The following is a 19,412-nucleotide window of genomic DNA, read 5'->3' on the forward strand; positions in this document are numbered from 1 at the left end:
GCGAGCTTGCTCGCGAACAGCCCCGGCACCGAGCAAGGCCAGGGTTCGCGAGCAAGCTCGCTCCTACGAAAGGCAGACGGAATCAGGCCGCCGGATGCGCCTCGATCAGCGCGGCCGGCGTCAGCTCGGCGCCGCGCCACTGGAAGGGCACCGGCCACAGGCGCTGGTCGATGTCCGCCTCGGCCCATAGGCTGGCGAAATCACGCCCGGCGCCCGGATGACGCACATCGGGCGCCAGCAGCGCCAGGGGCCAGAGCACGAAGGCGTTCTTCAGCACCTCGGCACGCGGCAGCACCAGGCCGTCGAACTCGCCGTGCAGGTCGCCATAGAGCAGCACGTCGATATCCAGCGGCAGGCCCTTGCGTTCCGGCGCGTAGCGGCCGTTGTCGGCCTCGATGTGCTTGAGGCGCAGGCTCAGCTCGGCCAATGGCAGCTCGGTCTCGCCGGTCACCACCAGGTTGATGAAGGGGCCGCTGCGGATGCCCACCGGTTCGCTTTCGAACACCGGCGAGCAGCGCAGGTTGCGGACGAAGCCGGTGAGCGCCTCGAGCCCGGCGTGCAGATGACGCTCGCGCTCGATGTTGCTCCCCAGGCCGAGGAAAACGGTGGTCAGCGGCATCCGCGTTCGATCTCCACGCCAACGCCGGCGGCAGCGGCGACCGCCCCCGGCTTGGTCACCCGCAGGCGCAGCCAGCGGATGCCGAATTCGCCCATCAGCAGCGCGGCCAGGCGCTCGGCGAAGGTTTCCACCAGCTGGAAATGCGCGTCACGGGCGAACTCGCCGATGCGCTCGGAGAGCACCGCGTAGTCCAGCGCCTTGGCGATGTCGTCGTCGGCCGCTGCCGGGCGGATGTCCCAACCCAGGTCCAGGTCCAGACGCAGGCACTGGCGTATCCCCCGCTCCCAGTCGTAGACGCCGATCACGGTGTCCACTTCCAGGCCCTCGATAAAAACTCTGTCCACTTACTGCTGCTCCAAGGCCAGTGCACGACAAGCGTACGCCACCCCGCTAGAATCGGGGACAGTCTCGTCCCCGGTGGAAACCATGGTCTGGCTCTTGGCGATCCTCGCCTACCTGCTCGGCTCGCTGTCCTTCGCGGTACTCCTCAGTCGCCTCTTCGGCACCGCCGATCCGCGCGCCGGCGGCTCCGGCAACCCTGGCGCCACCAACATGCTGCGCCTGGCCGGGAAGAAGGCCGCCATCCTCACCCTCGTCGGCGACCTGGCCAAGGGCCTGGTGCCGGTGCTCGTCGCCCGCCTGTTCGGCCTGGGCGCGATGCAGGAGGCCTGGGTCGGCGTGGCGGCGGTGATCGGCCACCTCTACCCGTTGTACTTCAACTTCCGCGGCGGCAAGGGCGTGGCCACCGCCGCCGGCATGCTCCTGGCGCTCTACCCGCCGGCCGCGCTGCTCGCCGCGGTGGCCTGGCTGCTCACCTTCAGGCTCTCGCGCACCAGCTCGCTCGCCTCGCTGGTCGCCACTCCGCTCACCCTGCCGCTGCTGGCCTGGCAACTGCCGGCGGCGCTGCTGCCGATGACGGTGCTGACCGGGCTCATCGTCTGGCGCCACCGCGGCAACCTGCGCGACCTCGTGGCCGGGCGCGAGCGACATTTCTAGGACAGGGAGCTTCAAGCCACCAGCGACAAGCTGCAAGCGAAAAGTGGCGGCACGCCGCTGGCAGCTTGCCGCCTGTCGCTTGCAGCCATCTTTTTATACCGCCGGCAGCGACTCCATCGGCCAGCGCGCGCGCACGTCGATCGCCGGGCCGTCGTGCTGGCCGGCCAGCAGGCGCTGGCAGCCGGCGTAGGCGATCATCGCGCCGTTGTCGGTGCAGAACCGCGGGCGGGCATAGAACACCTGGCCGCGGAGTTCGCCGAGCATCTTCTGCAGGTGCTCGCGCAGGGCGCGGTTGGCGCTCACCCCGCCGGCGATCACCAGGTTCTTCAGGCCGGTCTGCTTGAGGGCGCGGCGGCACTTGATGGTCAGCGTCTCGACCACCGCCTGTTGGAACGCCAGGGCGATGTCGCAGCGCGTCTGCTCGCCGTCGTCGCCCGCCTCCCGGCAACGCTGCCAGGTGTTCAGGGCGAAGGTCTTCAGGCCGCTGAAGCTGAAGTCCAGGCCCGGACGGTCGGTCATCGGCCGCGGGAAGACGAAGCGCCCCGGCGTGCCTTGTTCCGCCAGGCGGGCGATCTCCGGGCCACCGGGGTAGCCCAGGCCGAGCAGCTTGGCGGTCTTGTCGAAGGCCTCGCCGGCGGCGTCGTCCAGGGACTCGCCGAGCAGTTGGTAGCGGCCGATGCCGTCTACCCGCACCAGTTGGGTGTGGCCGCCGGAGACCAGCAGGGCGACGAACGGGAACTGCGGCGGCTGCTCTTCCAGCATGGGCGCCAGCAGGTGGCCTTCCATGTGGTGCACGCCGACCGCCGGTATGCCCCAGGCGAACGCCAGGGCCTGGGCGCAGGAGGCGCCGACCAGCAGCGCGCCCACCAGGCCGGGGCCGGCGGTGTAGGCGATGGCGTCGATGTCGCCGCTCTGGCAGCCGGCCTCGTCGAGCACCTGGCGGATCAGCGGCAGCATGCGCTTGACGTGGTCGCGCGAGGCCAGCTCGGGCACGACCCCGCCGTAGACGCGATGCAGATCTATCTGACTGAACAGCGCATCGGCCAGCAGGCCGCGCTCGCTGTCGTAGAGGGCGACGCCGGTTTCGTCGCAGGAGGTTTCCAACCCCAGCACACGCATGGGTTCGAGCCTTCAACTCTGGGCAAATGGGAAGCGGCGCATGATAATCGCCCGCTGCGGGTACCGACCAGCGTTTTTCGATCGGAGGCTTTGCATTCCTGAGCCCGAACCGTTAATATCCGCAACCCTTGAAAACCGCCGTCTCCAGTGCCTACTGCCAGGAGCGCGATAAATCCCCGGTAATCATTGAAGGTACGACCTGGATGCCCGCCGTCAAAGTTAAAGAGAACGAACCCTTCGACGTAGCCCTGCGTCGTTTCAAGCGCTCCTGCGAAAAAGCCGGTGTACTGGCTGAAGTCCGTAGCCGCGAGTTCTACGAGAAGCCCACCGCCGAGCGCAAGCGCAAGGCCGCTGCCGCCGTCAAGCGTCACGCCAAGAAAGTGCAGCGCGAACAGCGCCGCCGCGAGCGTCTGTACTGAGTTCGACTCAGCCGCACGCTCTGCACATCGCCCGGCCCACTCGCCGGGCGAGTGCCTGAAAAGCTACACCGCACTCCGATTCGCACCTGGCGAAGCTCGGAGTTTTTTGCTTTTCACGCCCCATGAAATGCCATACTCCAAGCCAGCCTTGGGTGTATGCCTGGGTCCATCCTGCGTCCCGACGAGTCTATGGCCGGCCTGATTCCGCAATCCTTCATCGATGACCTGCTCAACCGCACCGACATCCTCGATGTGGTGAGTTCGCGCATCCAGCTGAAGAAGACCGGCAAGAACTACAGCGCCTGCTGCCCCTTCCACAAGGAGAAGACACCCTCCTTCACCGTCAGCCCCGACAAGCAGTTCTACTACTGCTTCGGCTGCGGCGCCGGCGGCAACGCGCTGGGCTTCATCATGGACCACGACAACCTGGACTTCGTCCAGGCCGTCGAGGACCTGGCCAAGCGCGCCGGCATGGACATCCCCCGCGAGGAAGGCCGGCGCGGCAAGCCGCGGCAGCCGACCGACTCGCCGCTGTACCCGCTGCTGAGCGCCGCCGCCGACTACTACCGCCAGGCGCTGAAGAGCCACCCGGCGCGCAAGGCCGCGGTGGAATACCTCAAGGGCCGCGGCCTGACCGGCGAGATCGCCCGCGACTTCGGCCTCGGCTTCGCCCCGCCGGGCTGGGACAACCTGCTCAAGCACCTGGGCGGCGACAACCTGCAACTCAAGGCCATGCTCGACGCCGGCCTGCTGGTGGAGAACCCCGACAGCGGCAAGCGCTACGACCGCTTCCGCGACCGGGTGATCTTCCCCATCCGCGACAGCCGCGGGCGAGTGATCGCCTTCGGCGGCCGGGTGCTGGGCGACGACAAGCCCAAGTACCTGAACTCCCCGGAAACCCCGGTGTTCCACAAGGGCCAGGAACTCTACGGGCTGTTCGAGGCGCGCAAGAACAACCGCGACCTCGACGAAATCATGGTGGTGGAAGGCTACATGGACGTGATCGCCCTGGCACAACAGGGCATCCGCAACGCCGTGGCCACCCTCGGCACCGCCACCAGCGAGGAACACATCAAGCGCCTGTTCCGCCTGGTGCCGAACATCCTGTTCTGCTTCGACGGCGACCAGGCCGGACGCAAGGCCGCCTGGCGCGCCCTGGAATCGGCCCTGCCGAACCTGCAGGACGGCCGCAAGATCCGCTTCCTGTTCCTCCCCGAGGGCGAGGACCCGGACAGCCTGGTCCGCGCCGAAGGCCCCGACGCCTTCCGTGCGCGCCTGGTGCAGCAGGCCCAGCCGCTGGCCGACTACTTCTTCCAGCAACTGATGCAGGAAGCCGACCCCAGCACCCTGGAAGGCAAGGCGCACCTGGCGACCCTGGCCGGCCCGCTGCTGGAGAAGATCCCCGGCAACACCCTGCGCCTGCTGATGCGCCAGCGCCTGGGCCAGCTCACCGGCCTGAGCGGCGAGGCGCTCAACCACCTGAACGCGCCACGCTCAAGCGGCGGCCAAAGCCATGCCCAAGGGCACGGCCAGGCCACGCCAAGCGTCGCCCCGGACAGCCACGCGCATGAATACAGCGACTACGATGTAGGCCACTTCGCCGATCACGGCGAGCCCAGCTACCAGGACAGCGCCAGCTATTTCGAGGCGCCGTCGGATTTCGCTGGCGGCAAAGCGGGCAAGAAACCCTGGAAGGGCGAGCGCAAATGGGACGGCAAAGGTGGCAAGGGCGGCAAGCGCGGCGACTTCGCCCCGCGCCAGCCGCGCACCGAGATCAGCGTCGAATCGCCCACTCTGACCGCGCTGCGCACCCTGCTGCACCACCCGCAGCTGGCGCAGAAGGTCGAGGACGCCAGCCATTTCGCCAACGAAGGGCAGACCTACTCGCAGTTGCTGGCGGCGCTCGTCGAAGCGCTGCAGAAGAACCCGAAGCAGCGCTCGATGCAACTGATCGCGCGCTGGCACGGCACCCCGCAAGGACGCCTGCTGCAGGCCCTGGCGGAAAAGGAATGGCTGATCGACCAGGGCAATCTTGAAAAGCAGTTCTGCGACACCATTACTACACTTGCACACAGTCAACTGCACAACAGCCGCGAGGCGCGGCTGCGCAGCGTGATGCAGAAGAGCCCCAGTGAACTGACTGACGAAGAGAAAGCTCTATTGAGGGAACACTTCAGCAATGCCTCTTCACCAGGCCCCCAGAGCTGAACTGGCGCCTGAAGCCTCGAAGCTGGTATAATCCTCGGCTTATTTCAGCCCGCCAAGACCTTCAGTGGATAGGGTGTTATGTCCGGAAAAGCGCAACAGCAATCTCGTCTCAAAGAGTTGATCAGCCGTGGTCGTGAGCAGGGCTACCTGACTTACGCGGAGGTCAACGACCACCTGCCGGAGGATATTTCCGATCCGGAACAGGTGGAAGACATCATCCGCATGATCAACGACATGGGGATCAACGTATTCGAGACAGCCCCGGATGCGGATGCCCTGTTGCTGGCCGAAACCGATACCGACGAAGCCGCAGCCGAAGAGGCCGCCGCCGCCCTGGCCGCGGTGGAGAGCGACGTCGGCCGCACCACTGACCCGGTGCGCATGTACATGCGCGAAATGGGCACCGTGGAACTGCTGACCCGCGAAGGCGAGATCGAAATCGCCAAACGCATCGAGGAAGGCATCCGCGAAGTCATGAGCGCCATCGCCCAGTTCCCTGGCGCGGTGGACGGCATCCTCGACGAATACCAGCGGGTGGTCAGCGAAGGCGGCCGCCTGTCCGACATCCTCAGCGGCTACATCGACCCGGACGACGGCTCGGTTCCCGCCGAGGAAGTCGAACTCGACCTCAAGGACAAGGGCGGCGACGCCAAGGCCAAGGATGACGAGGAAGAGGACGAGGAGTCCGACGACGACAGCGAAGACGAAGGCGACGGCGGTCCGGACCCGGAAGAGGCCGCGCGCCGCTTCGGCCTGGTCGCCGATCAGCTGGACAAGACCAAGAAGGCGCTGAAGAAGCACGGCCGCGGCAGCAAGCAGGCCGATGCGGAAATGCTCGCCCTGGCCGAACTGTTCATGCCGATCAAGCTGGTGCCCAAGCAGTTCGACGCCCTGGTCACCCGCGTGCGCGACGCCCTGGACCAGGTGCGCCGCCAGGAACGCGCCATCATGCAACTGTGCGTGCGTGACGCCCGCATGCCGCGCGCCGATTTCCTGCGCCTGTTCCCCGGCCGGGAAACCGACGAAGCCTGGGTCGACAGCGTGCTCAAGGCCAAGCCGAAGTACGCCGAAGCCCTGGAGCGCGTGAAGGACGACGTCATCCGCAACCAGCAGAAGCTGTCCGCGCTGGAAAGCAACGTCGACCTCAAGGTCTCCGAGATCAAGGACGTCAACCGCGCCATGTCCATCGGCGAGGCCAAGGCCCGCCGCGCCAAGAAGGAAATGGTCGAGGCGAACCTGCGTCTGGTGATCTCCATCGCCAAGAAGTACACCAACCGCGGCCTGCAGTTCCTCGACCTGATCCAGGAAGGCAACATCGGCCTGATGAAGGCGGTGGACAAGTTCGAATACCGCCGCGGCTACAAGTTCTCGACCTACGCCACCTGGTGGATCCGCCAGGCGATCACCCGCTCGATCGCCGACCAGGCGCGCACCATCCGTATCCCGGTGCACATGATCGAGACCATCAACAAGCTCAACCGCATTTCCCGCCAGATGCTTCAGGAAATGGGCCGCGAACCGACCCCGGAAGAGCTGGGCGAACGCATGGACATGCCGGAAGACAAGATCCGCAAGGTCCTGAAGATCGCCAAGGAACCGATCTCCATGGAAACCCCGATCGGTGACGACGAAGACTCGCACCTGGGCGACTTCATCGAGGACTCCACCATGCAGTCGCCCATCGAAGTGGCGACCAGCGAGAGCCTCAAGGAAGCCACCCGCGAAGTCCTCGCCGGCCTCACCGCCCGGGAAGCCAAGGTGCTGCGCATGCGCTTCGGCATCGACATGAACACCGACCACACCCTCGAGGAAGTCGGCAAGCAGTTCGATGTGACCCGCGAGCGTATCCGCCAGATCGAAGCCAAGGCGCTGCGCAAGCTGCGCCACCCGTCGCGAAGCGAGCACCTGCGATCCTTCCTCGACGAGTGATCGAAGAACCCCCGGCACAGCCCGGGGGTTTTTCTTTCAGGGATACTGGCAGGGGGCTACTGGAGCGGCCGGGGCCCGACTACACTTCGGCATATCCACTCCCCGGGTCCGAGGCTCCCATGCCGCGTCTGCAGGCTCTTCTGTTGTGCTTGGCATGCTGGGTCCTCCAGGCGCAGGCGCTCACCCTCACGCCGGAAGAACAGGCCTGGCTTCGCCAGCACCCGCAGCTGCGCCTGGGCGTGGACGCCTCCTGGCCGCCCTTCGAGTTCCGCGACGACCAGGGCCGCTACCAGGGGCTCGCCGCCAGCTACGTGCAACTGATCAGCGACCGCCTGCAGGTCGGCATGCAGCCCAGCGAACCGAGCAGTTGGAACGAAGTCCTGCAGCAGGCGCGCAACGGCCAGGTCGACCTGCTGCCAGGCATCATGGCCACGCCCGAACGCAGCGAATACCTGACCTTCACCCGCCCCTACCTGGACTTCCCCATCGTCATCCTCGCCCGCAAGGATGGCCCCAACCCGGAAAACCTGCGAGCGCTGTACGGCCTGAAGGTCGGCGTGGTCGACCACTACGCGCCCCATGAACTGCTGATCGCCAAGCACCCGGACCTCAACCTGCTGCCCCTGCCCAGCGTCGCGGCGGCCCTGCAGGCCCTGGCCACCGGGCAGATCGACGCCTTCGTCGGCGACTTCGCCTCCAGCGTCTGGAGCCTGCGCCAGCTCAAGCTCGAAGGCATCCAGATCAGCGGCGAAACGCCCTATCGCTACCAACTGGCCATGGCGGTGCCGCGCAGCGACGCGATGCTCGCCGGCATCCTCGACAAGCTCTTCGCCGAGCTCAGCAGCGACGAGGTCGAAGCCCTGCAGACACCCTGGGTCGGCGGCCTGCTGGACAACCGCCCAGCCTGGTCGCACCACCTGCTGAGCATCGGCCTGCCGGCCCTGCTGGTGAGCCTGGCGATCGTCGCCACCCTGGTGGCGATGAACCGCCGCCTGCGCGGCGAAGTGGCGCGACGGGTGAGGCTCGAACAGGCCCTGCGCGACAGCGAGCAGCACTTCCGCGGCCTGGTCGAGAGCATGGCCGCCATCGCCTGGGAAATGCGCCTGTCGGAAAACCGCTTCACCTACGTCTCGCCCCACGCCCAGGAACTGCTGGGCTACCCGCAGCACGAATGGCTGCAACCGGGCTTCTGGCAGCGCACCCTGCACCCGGCCGATGCCGAACAGGCCATGAGCTTCTGCTTCTCGGAAAGCCGCGCCGGGCGCAACCACAGCCTGGACTACCGGATGCTCGCCGCCGACGGCCGCGTGGTGTGGATCCGCGACATCGTCACCCTCATCCGCCACGGCGACGAACTCATCCTGCGCGGCCTGATGATCGACATCACCGAGGCCAAGCGCACCGAGCAGGCCCTACGCCTGTCCGAGCAGAAATTCGCCTCGGTGTTCCACCACTGCCCGGACATCATCGTCCTCGCCCGGCGCATCGACGGGCGCCTGCTGGCGGTGAACAGCACCTTCGAACAGCAGGTCGGCATCCCCGCCAGCGAAGCCCTGGGCAAGACCGCCACCGAGCTGAACATCTGGAGCGAACCGGGCATGGGCCCGCGCATGCTCGAACGCCTGCAGGGCGAGAACCTCAACAACATCGAGATCAGCCTGCACCGCCGCGACGGCACCCGCTTCACCGCCCTGCTCTCGGCCCAGCGCGTGGCGCTGGACGACACGCCCGCCCTGGTGGTGGTGGCGCGCAACATCTCCCAGCTCAAGCAGACCCAGGAGCAACTGCGCGCCTCCGAGGAAAAATTCGCCAAGGCCTTCCACGCCTCCCCCGACGGCATGCTCATCACCCGCATCCGCGACGGCCTGCTGCTGGAGGCCAACGAAGGCTTCACCCGCATCACCGGCTACGGCCGCGAGAGCGCCAGCGAGCGCTCGACCCTGGAACTGGGCCTGTGGGCCGACCCGCAGGACCGCGAGCGCCTGCTGCAGATGATCCGCGAACGCTCGACGGTGCAGGACTTCACCGCCTTCATCCGCACCCGCGAAGGCGCCGCCCGGCTCTGCGAACTCTCGGCGCACCACATCGTCATCAGCGGCGAAGACTGCCTGCTGACCATCGCCCGCGACATCACCGAACGCCAGCAGATGCAGGAAAAGCTCACCCTGGCCGCCACCGTGTTCGAAAGCACCGCCGAAGGCGTGATGATCACCGACGCCAGCCAGCGCATGATCGCGGTCAACCGCGCCTTCAGCGAAATCACCGGCTACGGCGAGGACGAAGTGCTCGGCCAGTCGCCGCGCCTGCTGGCCTCGGGGCAGCACGACAGCAGCTTCTACGTCGCCATGTGGCACCACCTCAACGCCGAAGGCCACTGGCAGGGCGAGATCTGGAACCGGCGCAAGAGCGGCGAACTCTACCCGGAATGGCTGACCATCAGCGCCGTGCGGGGCAACAACGGCGAAACCAGCCACTTCGTCGGCGTCTTCGCCGACATCTCCACGCTCAAGTACGCCCAGGCCCGCCTCGACTACCAGGCCCACCACGACCCGCTCACCGGCCTGCCCAACCGCCTGCTGTTCGAATCGCGCCTGACCTCCGCCCTGAAGGAAAGCCAGGAAGAACAGCAGCTGGGCGCCGTGCTGTTCCTCGACCTGGACCGCTTCAAGCACATCAACGACAGCCTCGGCCACCCGGTCGGCGACCAGTTGCTGAAATCCATCGCCCGGCGCCTGCGCGAACAGTTGCGCGACATCGACACCGTAGCCCGCCAGGGCGGCGACGAATTCATCATCCTGCTGCCCGGCCTGCACCAGAGCGCCGACGCCGAACACGTGGCGAAAAAACTGCTGAACTGCTTCAGCCACGCCTTCGTCGCCGACGACAAGGAATTCTTCGTCAGCGCCAGCATCGGCATCAGCCTGTTCCCGGTGGACGGCAAGGACGTCGCCACCCTGGTGAAGAACGCCGACGCGGCCATGTACCGGGCCAAGGCCCAAGGCCGCAACCGCGTCGAGTTCTACACCCGCGAGCTGACCTTCCAGGCCAACGAACGCGTGGCCCTGGAACACGAACTGCGCCGCGCCCTGGAAACCCACCAGCTGCAGCTGTACTACCAGCCCAAGCAGGCCCTGGATACCGGCGCGCTGGTCGGCGCCGAAGCGCTGATCCGCTGGAGCCACCCCAAGTACGGCGCCATCCCGCCGGACCGCTTCATCCCCCTGGCCGAGGAAACCGGGCTGATCCTGCCCCTGGGCACCTGGGTACTGGAAGAAGCCTGCCGGCAGATGAGCCGCTGGCAACAGAGCCACGCCGCCTTCGGCCCGCTGTCGGTGAACCTCGCCGGCGCCCAGCTGTACCAGCACGACGTGGTCGACCAGGTGCGCGAACTGCTACAACGCTACAACCTGCACGCCCCCAGGCTGCAACTGGAGATCACCGAGAACTTCCTGATGCACCAGACCGACGAAGCCCTGACCACCCTGCACGCCCTGAAGCGCCTGGGTGTGCAACTGGCCATCGACGACTTCGGCACCGGCTACTCCTCGCTCAGCTACCTCAAGCAACTGCCGCTGGACATCCTCAAGATCGACCAATCCTTCGTCCACGGCCTGCCGGACGACCCGCACGACGCCGCCATCGCCCGCGCCATCATCGCCCTGGGCCGCAGCATGAACCTGACCATCATCGCCGAAGGCGTGGAGCGCGAAGAACAGGAACGCTTCCTCGCCGAAGAAGGCTGCGACCAGGTCCAGGGCTACGCCCTCAGCCCGCCCCTGCCTGCCGAACAGTTCGCAGCCCGCTTCCTAACCCCGCTGCATCCGATTGGCACCGCGCAAGGGACGCCGGTATAATCCCGCCGGCCTTCTGGGGGCCTATAGCTCAGTCGGTTAGAGCAGAGGACTCATAATCCTTTGGTCCACGGTTCGAGTCCGTGTGGGCCCACCACCTTCAAAGCCGCGCATTGCGCGGCTTTGTGCTTTCTACAGCCGTGGTATCTGGATCATCGCTTTGGTCCCAAGGTACGAAAACGGTACAGCACCGTTACGCCAGCGTGCCCTTGAAGTCCTTCGTGCTTACTTTCGGTAATATCCGCACAATCAAAGGATCGCCGAAGGTCAAGAAATGGACTTCACCCCCATCATCGCTCAGGTCTGGGGCACTGCCGCCTGGTTCATCCCGCTGATACTGCTGATCGGCCTGCTCAAGTCGCCGTGGGCCAAGGGCCACATCGGCGAGCTTCTGGTGCGGCTGTTTGCCCACTGGCAGTTGGACAAGCAGACCTACCGCCGCCTGCACAATGTCACCCTGAGCACGCCAGACGGCACCACCCAGATCGACCACGTGTTCCTCTCGCCCTACGGCATCTTCGTGCTGGAAACGAAGAACATGAGCGGATGGATCTTCGGCAACGAGAAGCAGGCGCAGTGGACGCAGAAGATCTACAAACGCACCTTCAAATTCCAGAACCCGCTGCGGCAGAACTACAAACACCTCAAGGCCCTGGAAGCCACCCTTGGCGTCAACCCCGAGCACCTGCACTCGGTCATCACCTTCGTCGGCGGCAGTACCTTCAAAACCGAAGTGCCGGCCAACGTCACCCAGGGCATCGGCTTTATCCGCTACATCCGGTCATTCCAGCAGCCGGTATTCAGCGAAGCTGAAGTCGACGCCATGCTGCAAGCTCTGCAAACCGGCCGCCGTGCTCCCACCCTCGCCACCCACCGCGAGCATGTGCAAAACCTCAAGCGCCGTAGCGATCCAACTGCCGAGCGGCAATGCCCGAAATACGGCAGCGCTCTGCTGATGCGCACAGTAAAATCAGGGCCAAAAGCAGGGCATCAGTTTTGGGGATGTCCGGGGTCTTCAAAATGCCGAACCATGCAGAATATTTAAAATGCAGAGCGTCCTGGAAATCAGGATCTGCCACCTATTGTCGGCCCCTATCGACCTGTTGCAGGGAGCTTAGGCCACCAGCAGCATGACTAAATCCATCCGCCGCTCGTTCCCTGCGAACGACACGTGCCTGATCACCTGATCGAGGCATTCGGCACCTTACTAGGAATGTACCTGTGTTCAACACACGAAGCGCAGCTGGATCAATCATACGTCTCCCCATCGAACAGAAAGAACAGGCCGCTCAAAAGGATGCGAGCACGCTGCTGGCGCGCGAGATATATCAGGATCTAGCCACTCTGCTGGCCGACAGTCTGAACAACCAACCGGACAGCGATGACGATGTCGACCTGTATCGTTCTCACAGTGCAATCCTGATTGATGGCAAGCGCGGCGCTGGCAAGAGCTCAGTACTGGTCAATCTGAAGTTATATCTCGAGCGTGAGCACCCGGAACTGGAAAATCAAGTCCACATCCTAAAACCGGTCGACCCAACCCTACTCGAAGATACTGATCTGTTCTTGAACGTTATTGTCGCGGCCGTAATTCGCGACAAAGCCATTGCTCGCGCGCTCAGTTGTGCTGACCACAAAGCAGAAGCGTTCCATCATCAGCTCCAGGTATTGGGCAACACACTGGAAAACCTGCAGTCACAGCGGGATAAGTACGGACTAGATAAACTGCGGGCGTTCATGGGCAGCCATGACCTGATGCAGCAGGTTCATATCCTATTCAAGAAAGCGTTGGATCTGGTCGGTAAAAAACTGCTGGTATTGCCAATTGATGATGTCGACACCTCAATGAACCGCGCTTTCGAAAATTTGGAAGTAGTTAGGCGCTACCTTACCTCTCCCTTTGCACAACCTATTATCAGTGGCGACCTGTCGCTTTACCACGAAGTCACTTGGCGGGATTTTCACTCGAAGATCACTAAAGATAGTAGCGCCAACTCCGAAAGTGCGGTTAGCAAGGCCAAGGAATTGGCAACAGAGTACCAACGCAAGGTAATGCCGCTACAACTACGCCGAAAAATGCCATCTACCAGCAGCTACCTCAAACGCAACGACATCGTGCTGTGCAGCGGCAGTACAGATTACTTTTCACTGCATACATTCTGGCGTTGGATTGACGCACTGCTGAATGATCGAACTAATTGTGCCGAGAAGCATAGGCTTTGGGTTTCAGTCGACACTGTTCGCGAGCTGGCCCAACTCATATTTTCTTTCAAGAACGAGATTCCCAAGCTGCACGAGTTTCTCGTCAGCCTCAAGGCCAGCGCATGGAGTGAACATATCCTACAGCGTCTGATATTTATGCCCGTCGGCGCCGCCTTACGCATCGAGCAATTTTCCGATGACTACCAGAGGGCACAGAACCTCTCTGGAAAAAGTCAACGAGAGACCGCACGCAATCGAGCCTATGCTGATTTCCTGAGCCTACGACAAGACGTAGAGGCACCGGACCTGGCCTATTGGCATGCAATGATTCTTGACTGCAAGCGAGTTTTATTCCGTCATCTACGCCATGAGTACAGCAGAACGGCTGAGTACTTGGTCTTGGATGCCGACCTGCACTTTGCGCGACTGATGAAAAACCCCAGCTTGAAACTGGCCGACTTGTTCGACATCATGTTGTTCAAGCCCCAGCTTCTGTCCAAACAAACTGCTGAGTCCTTCCCTGCGAGCAAACAACAGTTTGATGGCACCGAGCTAATTGAACGGACACCCTACAATTGGGTGAAGGAGCTACCGTTTAATGAGGATTTTCCTTATACATTGCCAGAAGTTGGCTTCGCTACCAAGACCAGAAACTCACTCACCTTCACTGAAGAGACTCAACTGCTCATTGATCTCATGCTTCATCGAAGCTTCTACAGCGAGAATAAGAAAGCCAGTCTGATTTATTGCGGCAGATTGTTTGAGATAGTCATCGCTAGTCTGGTCAGGGATCTGGACCCGCGAGACATCACCCATATCGTGGCTCGACCTCCGTTCTATTCCCTGCCAGCTATCGCTGGAACGGGGACTAGTGAACTAGAAACAGCACCCACGGAAACAGATATTGAAACATATTATGATTCTGCCATTGCCGACCTGACTCGACGAATCAATGAATGGCGGCGCAGCGAGCAGATTGACCAGCAGTTGCTGTCTGGTTGGCTAGTATTCAACGTGATGAATCGCTATTTCAGTCAAGCTTGGCACTTCAATCAGCCGTTGAAAGTCAACCAAAACCCGGCCAAGGAAGATCACTCGTACCTTACCGATGTTTCCAGGCGCGCCTATCGCAGCCTCTGGAATGCGTTCGCAATGCTAGAAAAAGGCGAAATTTTTGGTATGCCCTACATTATCGCTAACGTAAACGTCGGCGAAGGTGAAAGCTTCGAGAACAGCGACCTCTACCGGCAAAATATTTCTCCATTCATGCATCGTTCTGGCAATCGCTCCTTCGGACGAGAAACCCATTCCTACACTCACGCCCTGGCATCGCACCCGCTGAAAGACATTATTGAAAGAGCCCACCAACACGTCAGTGAGATGCCCAGCAACAAGCTGGACACTTCCAAGACGCCTTTCTACGCCAGTCAAGGACGCCAAGTGACCGCAATAATCAAGAGGCACTTCAATATCAAAGGGCGAATTGATGATGAAATCGAAAACCTAGTCGTCACTAAAAAAGATCTATCTGAAATATTAGAGGAAGGGCTGAAAAACAACCTCAAGAATGAGACATTCCTCAAGAGCAAACACTTTTCCTACCTAGTAGAACATGTGACTGAGGATAATTGATATGCTCGAGCAATCTCTGCTTGAGCTGACTATTGCGAGCCTGCTGTCAAGCCAGAGTCTGGTCGACCAGCTGCGTGCAGACTTGCTGTCGCCGCAAGCCGCCGAGCGGCTCGGTGAATTCGACAAGCGCCACAAGGATTACCTGCAACGCCTGGCGCACGAAATCGACCAGCGCCACCATGGCCGCTTTCGCCTGAACGACCTCACCAGCGCGGCGGCGCATGCATGGCCAGCAACGCTGTTGCGAACACCTGACATCAAGCCGCTGGATGCCCTGTTCGACGAACTGTTCCTGTGCAATGGCGACTACATCCACTATCGTCCGGAGCGGCTGCGGGACTACGCCAGTCTGTGCTCGAAACTGGACCCCAGTGTGGTAGTAGCCTGGCACTTAGCAAAGCAGTTCAAAAAATCTGCCGGGCTTCACGCGGTCGATATCTACCGTATTGTGCAGGCCCAGCAACCGTTGTTCAGCCCCCCTCCGATCAGCAATAAGCCATTTGCCGAAGGTCATGTCCACCTGGGTGGCATTCATTTCGACGGCATCATCCTGATGAACCAGCTAGCCGGCGAACCAGGTATGGAGGACTTTGCCCCGCTGCATCGGCTGACGCACGCCTTACTGAGTGAATGGCCGTCCCGCGAAGCCGTCGGCAAACCCCAGCAGGTACACATCCTGAACCTCTGCCGTCGAGCCCTGGGCGACCAGCATATGACGAATCCAGTGACAATCCTCGACTGGTCCAGTCTGGCCCATCTACAGGCTTCCGAAGACGATATCCGCAAGCCGAGCTGGCTCAAGCGCCAGATTGCCCTGGCGGTCACCCTCGGTGACCTAGACAAGGCATGGCTCTGGCTGCTGGTATGGTTCTGGACTCAGTACCAGTCTGACACCGCACCCGCCATGCTGCGGATGAGCATCTTCTTTCTAATATCTGCATTGATGAGTAAGCGGCGCCAACTGATCATGGACGGCCAGGGCCTGTCGCGGTTCTCCGGCATATACGGGAAGTTTGCCTCGGCGTCGGGCTCGAAATCACACACCCCGAAACAACGAAGTGTGTTTGTACAAGGCAGCGTGCGAAAACTGTTTCAAGGTGCCGCCGACGTCGCCGAAATCAAGATCAGCGAGCAGGTATTCAACCCCGACAGCGTTCGTGGCTGGGCCCTGGCGATCAATCGCCATCACGGCCAGGACAGTGTGCCGTTTCTGAAGCAGGTCAATGCGAACGAAGCCGCTCGCTTCAAGGTACAGATGGAGCGCTGGCATTTCTGCGTGCATTTCCTGCGCCGCACCGAACACCTGAAAAATCGCAGTCAACTCTGGCTCGAGGGTGAAAATCTTTTTCAGAAACTCACCCAACAGACCGGCTGGTCTGATCCCACGTTTCTGGATGGGTATCTAAGCGCGCATTTTCACTTCGAACCGGACGCCTGGGTTCGTGGCCTCGATGTCGCCGGTGACGAAAACAAGACCCGCAATGAGATCTACGCCCCCATGCTACGTTGGCTTCGTTCAGGCTTGCAGCCCAACGTGCGCAAAGTTGGCGCACACAATGGCTTTCATTTGAGCATCCATACCGGTGAAGACTATGCCCACCCGCTGTCGGGCATGCGCCATATCGATGAAACCGTTCGATTCTGCGAAATGCGCCAAGGTGATCGGATCGGTCACGCCTTGGCACTGGGTGTATCCCCGCGGATCTGGTGCGAGAACCAGGGCGACATGTTGTTGCCGGTCGATGAGCACCTGGACAACCTGGTATGGCTCTGGCACAACGCGACATTACTGGCGCCGCGCCTGCCACTGGCCAACAAGGTCTTGCCACGCCTAGAGCGTCGCATTACACAGTTCGCAGCTCAGGTTCCGTGGGTTGGCACAAGCTACCTAAATGCGTTCTATCCCGATCTGCACAAGAAAACTCCTGCCACCACCCCAACGGCCCGCTTTATCAGCCCGCAAACCTTGCACGATGCCTGGCGCCTAAGGCGCAACTGCTTCCACATGCTGGAAGGCTACCGCAGCAACCGCATGAAGGACGCCAAAGTGCTTTCTGCAGTTCCAGACCTGACGCTGCTGTCGACCATTGATTTCGACAAACTCAATGGTAGCCATGCCGACCCCACCCCCGAGCTTCTCTACTGGCGCCGCTCGACACACATCAAGCATGGCAGCGGCAAGCCACTGACCGTGCGGGTCAGTGTGCGCCTCCATGCGACGACTGATTACCTGCTACCCCGCCATGACGCCCATCTGCAACTGCTGCAGGACTACGAAACCGAAGACGACCTAGAACTGATGGAGGCCCTTCAGGATTGGTTGATCGACGAGTACGACCAGCTCGGTGTGATATTCGAGACCAACCCCAGCTCCAACGTATACATCGCGCGGATACGCCGCTACGAGGACCACCCGATTTTCCGCTGGAACCCGCCCGATGAAAGCGTGCTGGAGCAAGGCGCACGACACAATCGGTTCGGGCTGCGTCGAGGACCGATACGGGTAACTGTGAACACCGACGATCCTGGCGTGATTCCGACCACCTTGCGCACTGAGTACGCCCTGTTGCTAGAGGCCACCCGTGCGTTGGGCATTTCGCGCACGTGTGCCGAGGAGTGGCTGGAGCGGCTACGGGTGTATGCCAACGATCAGTTCCACCGCACGCACCAGCAGGTATTCAGGGACCGCTAGCCAGGCCGGTACGAGCACGTTTAGCGCTATATCTTACCCGCATGGGTCTTATTGAGGCAGTCTCGCATCGGATCATAAAGCGCCTAGTGAGCGAAGTCTGCGGATCATCACACGACGTTAAAGCCAAAAACTGACCGTTTCGCGGTACAAAAAAGTACGCTAGCGGTACAGTGCCCAGCTTTTACAGATTTCGCTCAATTACGCTTAATCCGCTCTACGGCGCTACTTTCAGCTAACTGTACCTACGTTAGGCTACACCCGATTTTACTGGGCTTGCAGCGTTTCCAGGCAACTCATAATCCTTTGGTCCACGGTTCGAGTCCGTGTGGGCCGACCACCTTCAAAGCCGCGCATTGCGCGGCTTTGGCATTTCTAGGAGAGGCTTTCAGGCCCTTCCGTTCCCTTCAGAACCCGCCAAAGTGTCCACAAGGCGTCCACATCCACTCCACGGGTAGCTGGACGCTGAGCCGAATAGCTCGCACAATCGGCTCACTCAATGAGCCGAATAATCTGTTTATTCGGCTCACCTCCCTTGGAAAACATGCCATGAACGAGCCCCTCTGGATCTGGCAGCAGCCTGACTGGCCGGATTTCCGCTGGCAGGCCGAGCGTCTTGCCCCGCTGCTGCGCAGTTGTGCCCAGGCCCAGGGGCGCCTGCTGGGCATGGCCGGGACGATCGATGCCGGCAGTGATGCGGAAAATGCGCTGGATGCCTTGTTGCAGAACATCGTCACCAGTTCCGCCATCGAGGGCGAGCAGTTGAATGTCGAGTCGGTGCGCTCCTCCCTGGCGCGGCGGCTGGGCCTGGAGAGTGGCGGGCGCAGTACGCCGCGCTCCGAGGGCTTGGCCGAGCTGATGCTGGATGCCACGCGCGGCCATGCTCAGCCACTGACGCTGGAGCGCCTGCTGCATTGGCACCGCCTACTTTTTCCACTGAGCGACACCTCTCCACATGCTCGAATCCACGTCGGCGATCTGCGGGGGAATGAGCCAATACAGGTGGTCTCTGGCCGGCTCGACCGGCCCACGGTGCATTTCGAGGCACCGCCGCGTGCGGGACTGGAAGTGCAGCTTCTGGCCTTTCTCGACTGGTTCGCCAGCAGCCGTGCCGATGTTGCTTTGGACCCACTGCTGCGAGCCGGCATCGCGCACTTCTGGTTCGTGACCCTACATCCCTTCGATGATGGTAATGGGCGGCTGACTCGCGCCATCACCGACCTGGCCCTGGCTCAGGGCGAGCAGCAGGCCATCCGCTTCTATGCCATGTCCTCCAGCATTCTCGAGGATCGGCGCGGCTACTACCGGATACTGGAAAGCAGCCAGAAGGCTTCGCTCGATATTACCGCCTGGCTGGAGTGGTTCCTGGCCACCCTGCTGAAAAGCCTGGAGCAGGCGCTGGCACGTATCGACCGGGTTCTGGGCAAGGCGCGTTTCTGGCAGGCGCACCGCGAGCAGGTGCTTTCAGCCGAACAGCTGAAGGTGCTCAACCGCCTGCTCGATGGCGACCTGCTGGGCGAACGCGGCGGGTTCGAGCAAGGCATCAACGCCGCCCAGTACCAGGCTGTAGCGAAGGTTTCCAAGGCAACCGCAACCCGCCATCTGGGCGACCTGCTCGACAAGGGTTGCCTGGTCCGCCTGCCAGGCGGCGGGCGCAGCACTCGCTACCAGATCAATTGGCCTGCCTCGTCCTTGCCAGCAGCCAAGCGACAGGACGACCGCGAAGAGCGCTGAATCGTGCAGAAAAT

Annotated in this window: 12 protein-coding genes and 1 tRNA gene; 10 read left to right on the top strand and 3 right to left on the bottom strand. The window is 62.2% G+C overall.

The features are described from left to right. Positions 1-82: 82 nt before the first annotated feature. Positions 83-619 carry a 2-amino-4-hydroxy-6-hydroxymethyldihydropteridine diphosphokinase gene (gene folK, locus IG194_RS10315; RefSeq protein ID WP_043269305.1) on the bottom strand — a complete coding sequence of 179 codons (537 nt, stop codon included), beginning with the start codon at positions 617-619 and terminating at the stop codon, positions 83-85. After that, positions 610-963 (bottom strand): dihydroneopterin aldolase, encoded by a 354-nt coding sequence (gene folB, locus IG194_RS10320; RefSeq protein ID WP_009615564.1) that lies wholly within the window; start codon positions 961-963, stop codon positions 610-612. The genes folK and folB overlap by 10 nt, the downstream gene beginning before the upstream one ends. Positions 964-1,045: 82 nt before the next feature. Between folB and plsY the strand changes: the two genes are divergently transcribed. Continuing rightward, positions 1,046-1,615 carry a glycerol-3-phosphate 1-O-acyltransferase PlsY gene (gene plsY, locus IG194_RS10325; RefSeq protein WP_058487631.1) on the top strand — a complete coding sequence of 190 codons (570 nt, stop codon included), beginning with the start codon at positions 1,046-1,048 and terminating at the stop codon, positions 1,613-1,615. Between the two features lie 93 nt (positions 1,616-1,708). On the opposite strand, the gene tsaD is transcribed toward plsY, so the two are convergent. Continuing rightward, a complete protein-coding gene (tsaD, locus tag IG194_RS10330) occupies positions 1,709-2,734 on the bottom strand; it encodes a tRNA (adenosine(37)-N6)-threonylcarbamoyltransferase complex transferase subunit TsaD (protein WP_043269309.1) in 1,026 nt (341 codons plus the stop codon). A gap of 203 nt (positions 2,735-2,937) precedes the next feature. On the opposite strand from tsaD, the gene rpsU reads away from it, so the two are divergent. The 9 genes from rpsU to IG194_RS10375 all read left to right on the top strand — a co-directional run bounded on the left by rpsU (position 2,938) and on the right by IG194_RS10375 (position 19,398). Beyond that, entirely contained in the window at positions 2,938-3,153 is a 216-nt protein-coding gene (rpsU, locus tag IG194_RS10335; protein WP_003085057.1) for a 30S ribosomal protein S21, read from the top strand. 189 nt (positions 3,154-3,342) lie between these two features. Beyond that, a complete protein-coding gene (gene dnaG / locus IG194_RS10340) occupies positions 3,343-5,361 on the top strand; it encodes a DNA primase (protein ID WP_043269310.1) in 2,019 nt (672 codons plus the stop codon). A gap of 78 nt (positions 5,362-5,439) precedes the next feature. Further along, positions 5,440-7,290, top strand: coding sequence for an RNA polymerase sigma factor RpoD (gene rpoD / locus IG194_RS10345; RefSeq protein ID WP_009615539.1), 1,851 nt, complete (start codon positions 5,440-5,442; stop codon positions 7,288-7,290). Between the two features lie 119 nt (positions 7,291-7,409). Next, a complete protein-coding gene (locus IG194_RS10350) occupies positions 7,410-11,144 on the top strand; it encodes a bifunctional diguanylate cyclase/phosphodiesterase (RefSeq protein ID WP_058487632.1) in 3,735 nt (1,244 codons plus the stop codon). A gap of 17 nt (positions 11,145-11,161) precedes the next feature. Continuing rightward, positions 11,162-11,238: transfer RNA gene (locus IG194_RS10355), tRNA-Ile, on the top strand. A 177-nt stretch (positions 11,239-11,415) separates the two neighbouring features. After that, entirely contained in the window at positions 11,416-12,186 is a 771-nt protein-coding gene (locus IG194_RS10360) for a nuclease-related domain-containing protein (protein ID WP_058487633.1), read from the top strand. A 176-nt stretch (positions 12,187-12,362) separates the two neighbouring features. Beyond that, the gene (rdrA, locus tag IG194_RS10365) at positions 12,363-14,975 is read left to right on the top strand and encodes an antiviral RADAR system adenosine triphosphatase RdrA (RefSeq protein ID WP_058487634.1); all 2,613 of its coding nucleotides are present in this window, start codon (positions 12,363-12,365) and stop codon (positions 14,973-14,975) included. Between the two features lies 1 nt (position 14,976). After that, complete coding sequence (gene rdrB, locus IG194_RS10370) at positions 14,977-17,667, top strand: antiviral RADAR system adenosine deaminase RdrB (protein ID WP_058487635.1); 2,691 nt, start codon at positions 14,977-14,979, stop codon at positions 17,665-17,667. Positions 17,668-18,213: 546 nt separating this feature from the next. Beyond that, positions 18,214-19,398, top strand: a complete 1,185-nt coding sequence (locus IG194_RS10375; protein WP_058487636.1) for a Fic family protein — start codon at positions 18,214-18,216, stop codon at positions 19,396-19,398. Positions 19,399-19,412 lie beyond the last annotated feature (14 nt).

The sequence above is a fragment of the Pseudomonas sp. ADPe genome (genome assembly GCF_014843515.1).
GTDB lineage: Bacteria > Pseudomonadota > Gammaproteobacteria > Pseudomonadales > Pseudomonadaceae > Pseudomonas > Pseudomonas citronellolis.